16 protein-coding genes are annotated in these 13,627 nt (G+C 70.5%); 9 read left to right on the top strand and 7 right to left on the bottom strand.

The annotated features are described in order from the left end of the window. Positions 1-32: 32 nt before the first annotated feature. Entirely contained in the window at positions 33-314 is a 282-nt protein-coding gene (locus tag PcP3B5_RS00560; RefSeq protein WP_009614626.1) for a DUF2218 domain-containing protein, read from the bottom strand. A 97-nt stretch (positions 315-411) separates the two neighbouring features. Here PcP3B5_RS00560 and PcP3B5_RS00555 point away from each other — a divergent pair, with 97 nt between their 5' ends. Continuing rightward, positions 412-1,329, top strand: a complete 918-nt coding sequence (locus PcP3B5_RS00555) for a LysR family transcriptional regulator (RefSeq protein WP_043270018.1) — start codon at positions 412-414, stop codon at positions 1,327-1,329. A gap of 58 nt (positions 1,330-1,387) precedes the next feature. After that, on the top strand, positions 1,388-1,843 hold the full coding sequence (locus PcP3B5_RS00550) for a GNAT family N-acetyltransferase (RefSeq protein WP_043270020.1): 456 nt from the start codon (positions 1,388-1,390) through the stop codon (positions 1,841-1,843). Here PcP3B5_RS00550 and PcP3B5_RS00545 read toward each other — a convergent pair. From PcP3B5_RS00545 to dksA, 3 genes are read right to left on the bottom strand one after another with little or no spacing between them, the layout of a single operon-like run. Further along, a complete protein-coding gene (locus tag PcP3B5_RS00545; protein WP_043270022.1) occupies positions 1,840-2,457 on the bottom strand; it encodes a DUF1826 domain-containing protein in 618 nt (205 codons plus the stop codon). The genes PcP3B5_RS00550 and PcP3B5_RS00545 overlap by 4 nt on opposite strands. Continuing rightward, a complete protein-coding gene (gene zigA, locus PcP3B5_RS00540) occupies positions 2,457-3,659 on the bottom strand; it encodes a zinc metallochaperone GTPase ZigA (protein WP_061560304.1) in 1,203 nt (400 codons plus the stop codon). The genes PcP3B5_RS00545 and zigA overlap by 1 nt, the downstream gene beginning before the upstream one ends. A 26-nt stretch (positions 3,660-3,685) precedes the next feature. Then, complete coding sequence (gene dksA / locus PcP3B5_RS00535; protein ID WP_058487889.1) at positions 3,686-4,114, bottom strand: RNA polymerase-binding protein DksA; 429 nt, start codon at positions 4,112-4,114, stop codon at positions 3,686-3,688. 105 nt (positions 4,115-4,219) lie between these two features. Between dksA and PcP3B5_RS00530 the strand changes: the two genes are divergently transcribed. Then, entirely contained in the window at positions 4,220-4,627 is a 408-nt protein-coding gene (locus PcP3B5_RS00530; protein WP_061560303.1) for a hypothetical protein, read from the top strand. A 286-nt stretch (positions 4,628-4,913) separates the two neighbouring features. Here the strand turns inward: PcP3B5_RS00530 and PcP3B5_RS00525 are convergent, their stop codons facing one another. Then, positions 4,914-6,092, bottom strand: coding sequence for an N-acetylmuramoyl-L-alanine amidase (locus tag PcP3B5_RS00525; protein ID WP_061560302.1), 1,179 nt, complete (start codon positions 6,090-6,092; stop codon positions 4,914-4,916). Positions 6,093-6,159: 67 nt separating this feature from the next. On the opposite strand from PcP3B5_RS00525, the gene folE2 reads away from it, so the two are divergent. Genes folE2 through PcP3B5_RS00505 form a run of 4 tightly spaced genes read left to right on the top strand, consistent with a single transcriptional unit; the run spans position 6,160 to position 9,474 of the window. Then, positions 6,160-7,053 carry a GTP cyclohydrolase FolE2 gene (gene folE2 / locus PcP3B5_RS00520; RefSeq protein WP_061560301.1) on the top strand — a complete coding sequence of 298 codons (894 nt, stop codon included), beginning with the start codon at positions 6,160-6,162 and terminating at the stop codon, positions 7,051-7,053. Then, entirely contained in the window at positions 7,050-7,715 is a 666-nt protein-coding gene (locus PcP3B5_RS00515; protein WP_043270033.1) for a metal ABC transporter ATP-binding protein, read from the top strand. Before folE2 ends, PcP3B5_RS00515 begins: the two co-directional genes overlap by 4 nt. Further along, the gene (locus PcP3B5_RS00510) at positions 7,715-8,578 is read left to right on the top strand and encodes a metal ABC transporter permease (protein ID WP_009614616.1); all 864 of its coding nucleotides are present in this window, start codon (positions 7,715-7,717) and stop codon (positions 8,576-8,578) included. The genes PcP3B5_RS00515 and PcP3B5_RS00510 overlap by 1 nt, the downstream gene beginning before the upstream one ends. 23 nt (positions 8,579-8,601) lie before the next feature. Then, positions 8,602-9,474, top strand: a complete 873-nt coding sequence (locus PcP3B5_RS00505) for a metal ABC transporter substrate-binding protein (protein ID WP_043270035.1) — start codon at positions 8,602-8,604, stop codon at positions 9,472-9,474. Here PcP3B5_RS00505 and PcP3B5_RS00500 read toward each other — a convergent pair. Further along, positions 9,471-9,929 (bottom strand): GNAT family N-acetyltransferase, encoded by a 459-nt coding sequence (locus PcP3B5_RS00500; protein WP_043270037.1) that lies wholly within the window; start codon positions 9,927-9,929, stop codon positions 9,471-9,473. The two genes, PcP3B5_RS00505 and PcP3B5_RS00500, sit on opposite strands and share 4 nt — an antisense overlap. A gap of 74 nt (positions 9,930-10,003) precedes the next feature. On the opposite strand from PcP3B5_RS00500, the gene PcP3B5_RS00495 reads away from it, so the two are divergent. Further along, positions 10,004-10,453 carry a hypothetical protein gene (locus PcP3B5_RS00495; RefSeq protein WP_061560300.1) on the top strand — a complete coding sequence of 150 codons (450 nt, stop codon included), beginning with the start codon at positions 10,004-10,006 and terminating at the stop codon, positions 10,451-10,453. A 212-nt stretch (positions 10,454-10,665) separates the two neighbouring features. Here the strand turns inward: PcP3B5_RS00495 and cfaB are convergent, their stop codons facing one another. After that, positions 10,666-11,850 carry a C17 cyclopropane fatty acid synthase CfaB gene (cfaB, locus tag PcP3B5_RS00490; RefSeq protein ID WP_009614613.1) on the bottom strand — a complete coding sequence of 395 codons (1,185 nt, stop codon included), beginning with the start codon at positions 11,848-11,850 and terminating at the stop codon, positions 10,666-10,668. Between the two features lie 332 nt (positions 11,851-12,182). On the opposite strand from cfaB, the gene PcP3B5_RS00485 reads away from it, so the two are divergent. Next, a complete protein-coding gene (locus tag PcP3B5_RS00485; protein WP_167361040.1) occupies positions 12,183-13,607 on the top strand; it encodes an MDR family MFS transporter in 1,425 nt (474 codons plus the stop codon). The last annotated feature ends 20 nt before the right edge of the window (positions 13,608-13,627 follow it).

Here is a 13,627-nt window from a genome sequence, read left to right as displayed (position 1 = left end):
GGCCACGGCGGCAAGGGAAAAGGGCAGGGGGCTCAGCTCCAGTTCACCGGCAGCTGGCCTTCCTTCCAGGCGAAGCGGTCGAGGTGGCTGACCACCACCTGTTGTACGCGGGCCAAGCGCTCGGCGTCCTCGGCTTCGGCCTGCAGGTGCAGCGCGGCGGCGTCGGCCTCGAGCCGGCAGGTGCCGAACTCGAAGTTCAGCACGCCGCTGTCCTCGCTCAGTTCCACCGGCAGCTTGTGGGCGAAGTGGTTGCACAGGCGCTTGAGGTAGCGGGCGCCATCGGGGGTGGGCACGTCGGCACGGGAAGTCGGCATCGTTCATCCTCTTCTTTCAGAGGCTTCGCATGCTAGGCGGGAGAAAGCCCGGGAAAAACCGGCTATCGTGCCTTTCACTCTTAAGCGGAGCTTCATAATGGACAACCTCCGAGGCATGGCCGTGTTCGCCACCGTGGTCGCCCGCGGCTCCATGGCCGCCGCCGCCGAGGCCCTGGGCATGAGCCCCTCGGCGGTCAGCCAGCAGATCCGCAAGCTGGAGGCGCAGGCCCAGGTGAGCCTGCTGCACCGCACCACCCGCCGGCTGACGCTGACCGAGGCCGGCGAGGCCTTCTACCGCAGTTGCGCGCAGATGCTGGCCATCGCCGAGGAGGCCGAGCAGCGCCTGGGCGAGTGGCGCGAAGCGCCGGTGGGCGAACTGCGCCTGGCGGCGCCGGTGGGTTTTTCCGGGCGGCTGATCACCGAGGCGCTGCGTCCGCTGCTGGAGAACCACCGCCAGCTGCGCCTGCAGCTGTTCTTCCACGACGAGCAGATCGACCTGATCGAGCAGCGCATCGACCTGGCCATCCGCGTCGGCAACCTGGCCGATTCCAGCCAGGTGGCGCGCCACCTGGGCGACTGGCAGAACCTGGTCTGCGCGGCCCCGGCCTACCTGCGCCGCTGCGGGGCAATCGACCATCCCGAGCAATTGCTGCAGGTCGACTGGCTGGCGCTGAACACCCGCGGCCACGGCCAGGCGCTACAGTTCGACGGGCCGGGCGGGGAGAGCTGCCGCCTGCGCCTGGAACCGCGGGTGGCAGCCAACAGCATGCTCGCCCTGCGCCAGTTCACCCTCGACGGCCTGGGCGTGTCGCTGCAGCCGGAGCCGGAAGTGCGCGAGGCGCTGGAGGAGGGCAGGCTGCTGCGCCTGCTGCCGCAATGGCGCCTGCCCACCTACGGCATCTACGCCGTGACGCCACGGCGCGACGCCCAGCCGGCCAAGGTGCGGGTAGCCATCGAGGCGCTGCGTCGGCACCTCGGCGGGCTGTCGCCGACCGGGCCGCGGGTGGCTGTGTGAAAGGCCCGGGCGTGAGAGGATGGGCGGCCTTTTCCACCTGCCGCCGGAGCCTCACGCCATGGACCTCACCTGGAGCTGCCAACACCACAGCGAACTGAGCAAGGAGACGCTGTACGCCCTCCTGCGCCTGCGCTGCGAGGTCTTCGTGGTGGAGCAGAACTGCCCCTACCAGGACATCGACAACCAGGACCTGTCCGGCGACACCTGCCACCTGATGGCCCACGAGGACGGCCAGCTGCTGGCCTACCTGCGCCTGCTCGACCCGGCGACGCACGACGGCGAGGTGGTCATCGGCCGCGTCATCACCGCTGCTGCCGGGCGCGGTCGCGGCCTCGGCCACCAGTTGATGCAACGCGCCCTGGACGAAGCGGCGCGGCGCTGGCCGGGCAGCCCGGTGTACCTCTCCGCCCAGGCGCACCTGCAGGGCTACTACGGCCGCTACGGCTTCGTCGCCGAGGGCGAGGTGTACCTGGAAGACGACATCCCGCACATCGACATGCGTCGCCCAGCCTAGAGCCAGTCCAGGGTCAGCAGCAGGCGCCGCGTGCCCGGCGCCGGGGCGGGCGAGCGGTGGACGATGCCGGCGCCCTCGTTGCCGATCCATTTCTCGCCCTTGAACAGGCCCACGTCGCCCACTTCCAGGCGCTGGATGCTCGCCGGCTCGGCCTCGCCGAGACGGTCGCGGGGCAGGGCGCCTTCCTCCAGCCATTCGCTGGCGCAGCCGGCATAGCTGGTGACCAGGCGCAGCGCCACGTGGTCGACGTGGAAGCGCGGGCACATGGCCCGCTCCAGGCTGCGCAGGCGCAGGCCCACGCGGCGCGCGCCGGTCAGGCAGGCGAAGGCCTCCACCAGCCAGGCCAGGTCGTTGGCGAAGAGCGTGGCGCCCGGGCTCTCGTCGAACAGGCCGCGCAGCTGGTCGCTGCGCCCGGTCTCGTCCAGTTCCAGGGTCGCGTGGCGGGCGTAAAGCGCCTCGCCCTGCACCAGGGCCTCGGCATAGGCCGCCAGCTCGGGGAACAGGCGGCGGCGCCAGACCGCCAGGTTGACGCCGTCGTGCAGCACCTCGGCGAGCACCTGCGGGTCGTCGCCGAGCACCTGGCGCGGCATGGGCTGCAATGGCCGGGCGAGCATCAGGCGTCCTCCGTCCAGGACTCGAAGGGGTCGGCCAGCCGCGCCCAGGCCTGGGGCCCGGCGGCGAATTCGGCGTCGTCCAGCAGGCAGGCGTCCAGCTCGTCCTCCAGGCGGGCGAAGTCGATGCCCTGGCCGATGAACACCAGTTCCTGGCGGCAATCGCCGGTCTCCGCGCTCCAGTGGCGCATCACCTGGCGCAGGCCATCCTCGTCCTGTGGCCAGCGTTCCTTCGGCACGAAGCGCCACCAGCGCCCGGCCAGGCCATGGCGCATCAGGCCGCCGGCCTGGGACCAGCTGCCGGCCTCGCGGTAGCGGCTGGCCAGCCAGAAGAAGCCCTTGGAGCGCAGCAGGCGGCCGTTGCTCCAGGGCGTGGCAAGGAAGTCGTGGAAGCGCTGCGGGTGGAAGGGCCGGCGCGCGCGATAGGCGCGGGAGGCGATGCCGTACTCCTCGGTCTCCGGCACGTGTTCGCCGCGCAGTTCCTTGAGCCAGCCGGGGGCCTGGGCGGCGCGCTCGAAGTCGAAGCGGCCGGTGTCGAGGATCCATTCCAGCGGCACCTGGCCCATGACCATGGGGCGGATCTCGGCGTCGGGGTTGAGGCCGCGGAGGATCGCCAGCAGCTCTTCGCGCTCGGCGCTGGAGATCAGGTCGACCTTGCTGAGCAGGATGACGTCGGCGAACTCCACCTGGTCGATCAACAGGTCGGCGATGGAGCGCTGGTCTTCCTCGCCCAGGCTCTCGCCGCGGCTGGCCAGGCTGTCGCTGCCCTGGTAGTCGCGCAGGAAGTTCAGGCCGTCGACCACGGTGACCAGGGTGTCCAGCCGCGCCAGGTCGGACAGGCTGCGGCCCTGCTCGTCGCGGAAGGTGAAGGTCTCGGCCACCGGCAGCGGCTCGGAGATGCCGGTGGACTCGATCAGCAGGTAGTCGAAGCGGCCTTCGGCGGCCAGCTTCGCCACTTCCTGCAGCAGGTCTTCGCGCAGGGTGCAGCAGATGCAGCCGTTGCTCATCTCCACCAGCTTCTCTTCGGCGCGGTTGAGGCTGACGTCGCGCTGCACCTCGCTGCCGTCGATGTTGATATCGCTCATGTCGTTGACGATCACTGCGACGCGGCGGTGCTCGCGGTTCTTCAGCACCTGGTTGAGCAGGGTGCTCTTGCCGGCGCCGAGGAAGCCGGAAAGGACGGTGACGGGTAGGCGTTGCTTCACGGTGGTGGCTCTCTGTTATGGATTCTTCAGGCGTCGCGCAGGTGCAGTTCGCGACGCTCCTGGCGTTCCTTGGCCTCGACGCTGAGGCTGGCGGTGGGGCGCAGCAGCAGGCGGCGCAGGCCGATGGGCTCGCCGGTCTCGGCGCACCAGCCGTACTCGCCGCGGGCCAGGCGCTCCAGGGCCTGGTCGATCTTGTCCAGCAGCTTCTTCTCGCGCTCCAGCAGGCGCAGTTGCCACTGGCGCTGCTCCTCGCGGCTGGCGACGTCGGCCTCGTCGCCGGGCCGTTCCACCTCGCGCAGCGCGTCGAATTCGCCGTCGATGCGCGCCTGCAGCTCGGCGCGCTGGCGCAGCAGCAGGTCGCGGAAGAAGGCCTGCTGGGCCTCGTTCATGTAGGCGCTGGCGGGTTGCGCCAGCAGTTGCCGTTCGCTGAGGACCGGTTCGGCTTGCAGGGACATGGCGGTCTCCGGAAGGACTTGATCGAATTGTTATAATATAACATTTCGTATTCGACAATCCGCCGGCGTACCATGGAGGCCCGCCCAGCCCGCCCCGAGGTCCCGATGAACGCCGCCGCCCTGACGCTCTGCCTGCTGCTCCTGGCGCCCCTGGCGCGGGCCGCGGGGGAGCCGCCGCTGGCGTTCCCCGGCCTGCCGCCGGCGGCCTGCGCCTGGCTGGCCAACGTGCTGGCCTGCATGGACCGCGACGGCAGCCACTACAGCGTCGCCACCCAGGGCCACGACACCTACCTGCGCGGTTTCGACGCCGCCAGCGGCCAGCGCTGGGCGCAGACCGGCACGCGCTACGGGCGCCTCACCTTCTTCAGCGGCGTGAGCAGCGACGGCCAGGTGTGGCTGGGCACCAGCCGCGGCATCGGCTGGACGCACATCAGCCGCTTCAGCAGCTCCAGCGGCGGCCAGGCGAAGCTGACCTGCGGGCGCGTCAGCGGGTGCAGCCAGCAGGTGCGGTAGGCGCCCGGCCACGCCACTGCCGGACGCATGGGGAATCGCGGACGGAGTCCGCTCCTACGGTTCGCGGGGCAGCACGGTATTCCACATTCCGGCGCGATTCGCGGATGAGATCCGCTACGCTGCGCCACCCACGCCATTCCCCTGTAGGAGCGCGCCCTGCGCGCGAATCGCGGGCAGGGCCCGCTCCTACAATTGTCGTGAAGCACGGAGTTTCCTCGTAGGAGCGGACTCCGTCCGCGATAGGGCGAGCCCCGCCGCGAAATCGCAGATGAATCCGCTCCTCGCCCTACGCCTTGCCCTGCTCCCGCAACGCCGCCAACAGGCTCCCCGCCGGCGGGCGCTGGCGGAAGTAGCCGTGCAATCCATCGAAGATCGCTCCGGCCAGCTCCTGCTGGTGCCGCGCGTCATGCAGGCGGCGGCAGTCGGCGTCGTTGGAGATGAAGCCGGTCTCCACCAGGATCGAGGGGATGTCCGGCGACTTGAGCACGGCGAAGCCGGCCTGGTCGACGCGTTCCTGGTGCAGCCGGGTGATGCCTCCGAGGCTACGCAGCACGCTGTGGCCCAGGTCCAGGCTGGAGGCGATGGTGGAGCTCAGCGACATGTCGAGGATGACCTTGGCCAGCGCCGGGTCCTTGCCCTGCAGCGGCAGGTTGCCGGCGGCGCCGATCAGGTCGGCGCCGTTCTCGCGCTCGGCCATGAAGCGCGCCAGGGTCGAGGTAGCGCCGTGCTCGGAGAGGGCGAACACCGAGGCGCCGGAGGCCGTGCGGCGGGGCGCGGCGTCGGCGTGTACCGAGACGAACATGTCGGCGTTGCAGCGCCGCGCCACTTCCACGCGCTGGCGCAGCGGGATGAACACGTCGACGTTGCGCACCAGGCGCGCCTTGAAGCCGTTCTGGCGGTCGATGCGCCGCGCCAGGTTTTGCGCGATCAGCAGCGCCACGTCCTTCTCCCGCTCGCCGCGCGAACCGAGGGCGCCGGGGTCCTTGCCGCCGTGGCCGGCGTCCACCACCACAAGGATGTCGCGGCCCTTGCCGGCAGCCTTCGCCGTGGCTACCGGGGCAGGCGCCCCTGCCGGATGCAGGTCGAGCACCAGCCGATGGCCCTTGCCGGCCTGGGGCCCCAGGGCGAAGGCCTGCAATTGCACCGGCTCGGCCAGGTCCAGCACCAGCCGCGTGCCGCCGTCGGCCAGGCGCCCGCTGCGCAGGCCGCGCAGCGGGCCGGACGGGGCAGGGGAGGCCAGGGGCGTGCCCAGGCTGGCGCCGTCCAGGTCGACCACCAGGCGCTCCGGCGCGGAGAGGGTGAAGGTGCGGTAGTGGAAGGGCCCGTCGAGGTCGAGGACCAGGCGCAGGCCCCCGGCCGTGGCCTCGGTGCGCGCACCGAGCAGGCGCGAATTGGCGAAGACGTCCAGGGCGGGTAGCCAGGCGGCACTGGCGAGCAGACTTTGCAGCAGGCGGCGTCGATTCATGGCGCTTGCAGGAAGGTTGGGGAAACAATATGTTATATTATAACATCCGACAGTGCCAGCCATTCCCATGACCGCCTTTCTCCCCGACGTCGCCAGCCAGGCCGCGTCCGACACCCTCGCCCTGGACTGGGTCGGCATGCAGGGCATCGCCCTGCCGCTGCGCCTGCACGGCGAACGCCTGAACGCGCTGGCCGACGCCGGCGTCAGCCTGGACGCGGCCGCCGCCCGCGGCATCTACATGTCGCGCCTGTACCTGGCCCTGGCCCGCCTGGAGCAGGCCGAGCTGGGCCCGCAGCTGTTGCGCGAAGTGCTCGACGACTTCCTCGCCAGCCACGCCGGCCTGTCGCGCCGCGCCAGCCTGCGCCTGGCCTTCGACGCCCTGCTCAGCCGCCCGGCGCTGGTCAGCCCGCTCAGCGGCTGGAAGCAGTACCCCTGCGAGGTCCACGCGCGCCTGGACGACCAGGGCCTGCGCCTGGAGCTGCGCCTGCGCCTGGCCTATTCCTCCACCTGCCCCTGCTCGGCGGCCCTGGCGCGCCAGCTGATCCAGCAGCGCTTCGCCGAGGATTTCGCCGACCGCTCGCCCAGCCACCAGGAAGTCCACACCTGGCTCGGCAGCAGCGCCGGCATAGTCGCCACGCCCCACAGCCAGCGCAGCTTCGCCGACCTGCACCTGCACCTGCGCGCGGGCCTGGACGGCCTGCCGCTGCGCGAGCTGCTCGACTGCGCCGAGGCCGCCTTGGGCACCGCCGTGCAGACCGCGGTGAAGCGCGCCGACGAGCAGGCCTTCGCCCTGGCCAACGGGCAGAACCTGATGTTCTGCGAAGACGCCGCCCGCCGCCTGCACCGCGCCCTGGCGCAACGCGGGGAACTGGAGGCCTTCGCGCTGAGCGTGGTTCACGCCGAAAGCCTCCACGCCCACGACGCCGTGGCCCGCAGCCAGTGGCGCAGGGAGGCCCCATGATCCATTGCCAGGCCCTGCAGTGGGGCCCGCCGCGCCTGCCGCTGACGCCGCCGCTGAACCTGGACCTGGGCGCCGGCAGCCTGACCGCCATCGTCGGCGCCAACGGCTGCGGCAAGAGCAGCCTGCTGAAGGTCATCGCCGGGCTGCAGAAGCCCCTGGCCGGGCGCGTGCGCGTCCAGCTGCGGCCGCGGGAGATCGGCTACCTGGTGCAGCAGCAGGCCCTCGACCGGCAGTTCCCCATCGGCCTCGGCGAGCTGGTCGGCGCCGGCTTCTGGAACAGCCGCCTGAGCACCGCCGAGCGCCGCGAGAAGCTGCGCCGGGCGCTGGCCGACTGGCAGCTGGAGGGCCTGGAGCAGCGCCCGCTGGCGGCGCTCTCCGGCGGCCAGCTGCAGCGCGCGTTGCTGGCCCGCCTGAGCCTGCTGGACAGCCCGCTGTTGCTGCTCGACGAGCCCGACGCCTGCCTCGACGAAGCCGGCCAGGCGCTGCTCTGGCAGCACATCGACGCCTGGCACCGCGAAGGCCGCACCCTGCTATTGGTCTGCCACGACCTGGGCGCGGTGCGCGAGCGCGTCCCCGACTGCCTGCGCGTGGCCGCCGAGGGTTGCCGCCACGGCAGCAGCCGCGAGCTGCTCGCCAGCCGCTGCCTGGCGCGGGTGGCGTGATGGTCCTGCACGCGCTCTGGCAGCCCTTCGTCGAATTCGCCTTCATGCGCCGCGCGCTGCTGGGCGGCGTGGTCCTGGCGTCGAGCGCGGCGCCCCTGGGGGTGTTCCTGATCCTGCGGCGCATGAGCCTGATCGGCGATGCCATCGCCCACGGCATCCTCCCCGGCGCCGCCATCGGCTTCTGGCTGGCCGGGCTGTCGCTGCCGGCGCTGACCCTCGGCGGCCTCGGCGCGGGCCTGGCGGTGGCCGGCTTGGCGGCCTGGGTGACGCGCCACACCGGGTTGCGCGAGGACGCCAGCCTGGCCGCGGTCTACCCCATCTCCCTGGCCAGCGGCGTGCTGCTGCTGGGCCTGGCCGGCAAGCGCCTGAACCTGCTGGAGCTGTTGTTCGGCTCGGCCCTGGCGGTGGACCGCACGACCCTGCTGGGCATGCTCGGCGTGGCCGTGCTCAGCCTCGGCGTGCTCGCGCTGATCTACCGCAGCCTGCTGCTGGATAGCCTCGACCCGCTGTTCCTGCGCAGCGTCAGCCGCCTCGGGCCCTTCGCCCACGGGCTGTTCCTCGGCCTGGTGGTGCTCAACCTGGTGATCGGCTTCCAGGCCCTGGGCGCGCTGATGATGGTCGGCCTGATGATGCTGCCGGCCGCCGCCGCGCGCTTCTGGAGCCGCCGCCTGCCGGCGCTGCTGGCCCTGGCCGCGGGCATCGGCGCGCTCTCGGTGTGGCTGGGCCTGGCGGCGTCCTACGCCTGGTCGCTGCCCAGCGGGCCGGCCATCGTCCTGCTCGCCGGCCTGTTCTACCTGTTCTCCGTGCTGTTCGGCCCGGTGCACGGCCTGTTGCGCCGCGGCCTGCTGCCCATCCCCCAATGACCCTCCACCCAAGGAAACCCGCCATGCGCGCCCTTTTGCTGCTGTTCGCGTTCTGCCTGCCCCTGTCGCTGCCCGCCGCCGAGAAGCCGCGCGTGGTGACCAGCTTCAGCATCCTCGCCGACATGACCCGCGCGGTCGGCGGCGAGCACATCCAGCTGAACAACCTGGTCGGCCCCGACAGCGACGCCCACACCTACGAGACCACCCCGGACGACGCCCGCGCCGTGCGCCAGGCGCAGCTGGTGGTGGAGAACGGCCTGGGCTTCGAACCCTGGCTCGACCGCCTGGTGAAGAGCACCGAGACCCGCGCGCAGGTGATCCAGGCCAGCCACGGCGTGATCCCGCGCAGCCTGGAGGAGGACGGCCAGACCATCCCCGACCCGCACGCCTGGAACAACCTGGCCAACGCCGACATCTACGTCGACAACATCGCCAAGGCGCTGGAGAAGCTCGACCCGGCCAATGCCGCCGACTACCGGCGCAACGCCGAGGCCTACCTGAAGCAGGCCCACGCGTTGCTCGCCTACGCCAAGGACAAACTCGGCAACCTGCCCGCCGACCGCCGCACCCTGGTCACCTCCCATGACGCCTTCGGCTACCTCGGCCAGGCCTACGGCCTGAAGCTGCTGGCGCCCCAGGGCCTGTCCACCGAGCGCGAGGCCTCGGCCACGGAAGTCGCCGAGCTGATCCGGCAGATCCGCGAGCAGCACATCCGCGCGGTCTTCGTGGAGAACATCAAGGACCCGCGGCTGATGCAGCGGATCGCCGAGGAAAGCGGCGCGAAGATCGGCGGCACCCTGCACTCCGACGCCCTGGCCAGCGAAGGCCCGGCCAGCACCTACCTGGGCCTGTACCGCAGCAACGTCGACACCCTCTACCAGGCGCTGGCCGACTAGAGCACCAGGCTCAGGCGCAGGCGGTCGCGGCAGGGGATGCCGTTCTCGACGATGGGCTCGGGGTAGTTGAGGCTGAAGTAGTCGCTCTCCACGGCGCAGATGCGAAAGCCCATGCGCTGGTAGAGCCCCAGCTGCGCCAGGCTGGAATTGCCGGTGGCGATGTCCAGCCGCAGCGCCCCGGCCGCCCGCGCCGCGTCGATGGCCGCGGCCAGCAGGCGCTTGCCCAGCCCACGCCCCTGCCAGGCCTCGTCCACGGCGAGGTTGGTGACTTCCAGCACACCCCAGCTCACCGGCGTCAGCGCCAGGACTCCGCGGACTGTCTCGCCTTCGACCAGCGCCAGCAGGCGGGATTGCGGGAGGTAGCGTTCGACCTGCTCGCGGCTGGGGTCGGCGAGCAGGAGCAGGGGCCAGGGGGCTTGGGTGAGAGGTAGCTCACGGGGGACAAGGGTGGACAAGCAAAGGCTCCTGGAAACGCTGAAAGGGAATGGCTAGTCTGCGCATTGTGCCAAATCCCTGGACAAGGAATGTCATGCCAAGACCGACCTGGCTGGATGTCTGGAACCAGCTGTCCCCTCGCCAACGTACCCAGACACTGAACCTCGGCCTGGTGCTTGCCGCCGCCGGGGTCATCGCGCTGATGTTCGCCTCGCTGGTATTGATCGCCGGCGTGACCCGGCTGGTGGAAGTGCTGCGCCAGTACGACTCGCCTTATCCAGGCATGAGCGACAGGCAGTTCACCCGTTGCGTGGAGCTCTCCGAGCAGACACTGGAAGCGCGGCTCGCGGTCGAGCGGCTGGGCTCGACACCCGCGTCAGGCGTAGCCAGCGACGCGGCGTTGAACCGAATCGAGGCACTGGCGGCGGACTATCGCCAGGAGTGCTCGGCACAGCGCTGGCGCAAGGCTTTCGAGGCGGCGCAGGCCAGCGGAGTGCCGCCGGCGCAACGCCCGGAGGATTGGCTGGACGTCGCGAAACGTTGAAGCGAGGCCGAGGTGCCTTTCGTAGGATGGCGTTGAGCGCAGCGATACCCATCGCCACGACCGCATGGGTTTCGCAAGCTCAACCCATCCTACGAAGAGCACCTCGGCGCAAGATAGTTGCTCCTACGAGTGCCCCCAACACCGTGCCCATGTAGGAGCGCGCCCTGCGCGCGAATCGCGGGCAGGGCCCGCGCCTATAGGGTGGCCGCGCCTCAGGCGTAGATATCCCCCCGGCTCCACGGCACTTCGTGGCTGCCGTCCGCGTGCGGCTTGCTCGCCAGGATCTGGTGCAGGTTGATCCAGCCCTTCTTGAAGCCGTAGGCGCAACCGGCCAGGTACAAGCGCCAGATGCGCAGTGCCTGCTCCGGCACCAGCTTGGCGGCCTCGGCCAGTTTCGCTTCCAGGCTGGCGCTCCAGAAGTCCAGGGTGCGCGCGTAGTGCAGGCGCAGGCCCTCGACGTCGACCACTTCCAGGCCCGCCTCGCTCATGCGCGACACCGCCAGGGACAGGTGCGGCAGCTCGCCGTGGGGGAACACGTAGCGGTCGATGAAGTCGCCGGCGCCGCGGCCCACCGGGCGGCCGTCGGTGTACTTGGCAGTGATGCCGTGGTTCATCACCAGGCCGCCCGGGCGCACCGCGTCGTACAGCTGCTGGAAGTAGAGGCCCAGATTGGCGTGGCCGACGTGCTCGAACATGCCCACGCTGACCACCTTGTCGAAACGGCCGTCGCGGGGCAGGTCGCGGTAGTCCAGCAGCTCCAGCCTCACCTTGCCTTCCAGGCCCTCGGCCTTGACCCGTTCGCGGCCGAGCTTGAGCTGCTCTTCGCTCAGGGTGATGCCGTAGACCTCGGCGCCGAATTCGCGCGCCGCCAGGCGGGCCAGGCCGCCCCAGCCGCAGCCGACGTCGAGCAGGCGCTCGCCGGGCTTCAGGCGCAGCTTGCGGCACAGGTGGCGCAGCTTGGCCAGCTGGGCGGTGGCCAGGTCTTCCGTGCCGGTCTCGTAGTAGGCGCAGGAATAGACCATCTCCGGGTCCAGCCAGAGCTTGTAGAAGTCGTTGGAGAGGTCGTAGTGGTAGTGGATGGCTTCGGCGTCGGTGCGCTTGTCGTGGCTTTCGCGGACGAAGTCGGCGGGCCCGTCGTCGACGCCCAGGGCCTCGCTCAGGGCATCGCCCATGGCGATGACGTCACCGATCGGCCCCTCGATATCCATGCGCTTCTCGACGTAGGCGCGGCCGAGGGCGTCCAGGCTGGGCTGGGTGATCTCGGCCAGCAGCGTCGGATCGCGGACGATCAGCGTCACCTGCGGGTCCGGGCCGAGGTCGAAGGCCTGGGCATCGCCGATGCGGATGCGCAACGGCAATTGCAGGGACAGCAACTCAGAGGGCAGGTTGGCTTTCATGCATTCCTCCTGGTCACGAACAGAAAAACTATAGAATAGGACCCTCATAGCCTTCGCCTATGGGTGTTCCCGCCCTTCGTCTATCGGTGGATTCGGCGGCAGGTGCGAACGGAGCGCTGCAAAAGCGTAGCAGGAGATTTCTGACAGTCAGCGTGTCCATATCGAGATAGAGCCTTTACCGGATTGCAAAAGTGCGGCAGCGCGCCGCAGGCACAATCCGTTAGACTGCTAAGCATCCATCCCGTCCCAATAAATTCGCTCGTCCTCAAGGGGGTTGCTTGAATACCCTGAGCCACCCGCGTCCGCCGGTGCGCACCATCCTCATCGGGCTGATGCTGGCGATCTTCCTCGGCGCGCTCGACCAGACCATAGTCGCCGTCTCGCTGCCCGCCATCTCCGCCGGCTTCGCCAACTTCGACCTGCTGGCCTGGGTGATCTCCGGCTACATGGTCGCCATGACCATCTCCATGCCCATCTACGGCAAGCTCGGCGACCTCTACGGGCGGCGCCGGCTGATGCTCTTCGCCACCGCGCTGTTCACCTTCGCCTCGCTGCTCTGCGGCCTGGCCCAGAGCATGGAGCAGCTGGTGCTGGCGCGGGTGCTGCAGGGCGTGGGCGCCGGCGGGCTGATGTCGGTGAGCCAGGCGATCATCGGCGACATAGTCCCGCCGCGCGAACGCGGCCGCTACCAGGGCTACTTCAGCAGCATGTACGCGGTGGCGAGCATCGCCGGCCCCGTGCTGGGCGGGCTGCTCACCGAGTACCTGTCCTGGCGCTGGGTGTTCCTGATCAATCTGCCGGTGGGCCTGGTGGCCTTCGCGGTGTCGCGGCGCACCCTGGTGGGCCTGCCGGTGCCGGGCCGGCGGCCGCGCATCGACTACCTGGGCACGCTGCTGATGATCGCAGGCCTGGGCAGCCTGCTGCTGGCCATCACCGACGTCGGCCAGGGCGCCGACTGGCGCGATGCGCAGCTGCTCGGGCTGTTCGCCGCGGCCCTGGTGCTGCTGGTGCTGTTCGTCCTGCAGGAGCGCCGCGCCGCCGAGCCGCTGGTGCCCATGCAGCTGTTCGCCATCCGCGCGGCGACGCTGAGCTGGATGGTCGGCTTCTTCGCCAGCTTCCAGATCATCTCGCTGTCGGTGCTGGTGCCGCTGCGCTTCCAGTCGGTGACCGGCGCCGGCGCCGACAGCGCCGCGCTGCACATGCTGCCGCTGGCCATGGGCGTGCCGATCGGCGCCTACTGCTGCGGGCGCCTGACCACCATCCTGGGCCGCTACAAGCCGCAGATAGTCGCCGGCGCGCTGCTGCTGCCCTGCGCGGTGGCCGGCCTGGCCCTGGTCACGCCGTCCAGCTTCTGGCTGTCGGGGCTGTTCATGCTGCTGTGCGGCACCGCCGCCGGCACCCAGTTCCCCACCAGCCTGGTGGCCGCGCAGAGCGCCGTGTCGCATAGCCACCTGGGCGTCGCCACCAGCAACACCACGCTGTTCCGCTCCCTCGGCGGGGCGGTGGGCGTCGCCCTGATGTCGGCGATCCTCCTGGCCATGCTGCAGCCGCTGGCGGCCGGGCAGGGCTTCGGCCACGGCATCTCCGCCAACGAACTGCTCGCCAGCCTCGCCGGCCCCGGCCACGAGGACCGCCGCCTGCTGCTGGACGAAGTGTTCCGCCGGCTGTTCCTGGTCAACGCCGGCGTCGGCGTGCTGGCGCTGCTCATCGCCCTGGCGCTGCCCAACAGCCGCCTGCGCGGCAAGGTGGAGGACTGAGCCTCCACCGCCCGCGCGCC

Source organism: Pseudomonas citronellolis, assembly GCF_001586155.1.
Lineage (GTDB): Bacteria > Pseudomonadota > Gammaproteobacteria > Pseudomonadales > Pseudomonadaceae > Pseudomonas > Pseudomonas citronellolis.
The sequence above is the reverse complement of the archived record's forward strand: the minus strand, read 5'-3'. Positions and strand labels throughout refer to the sequence as shown.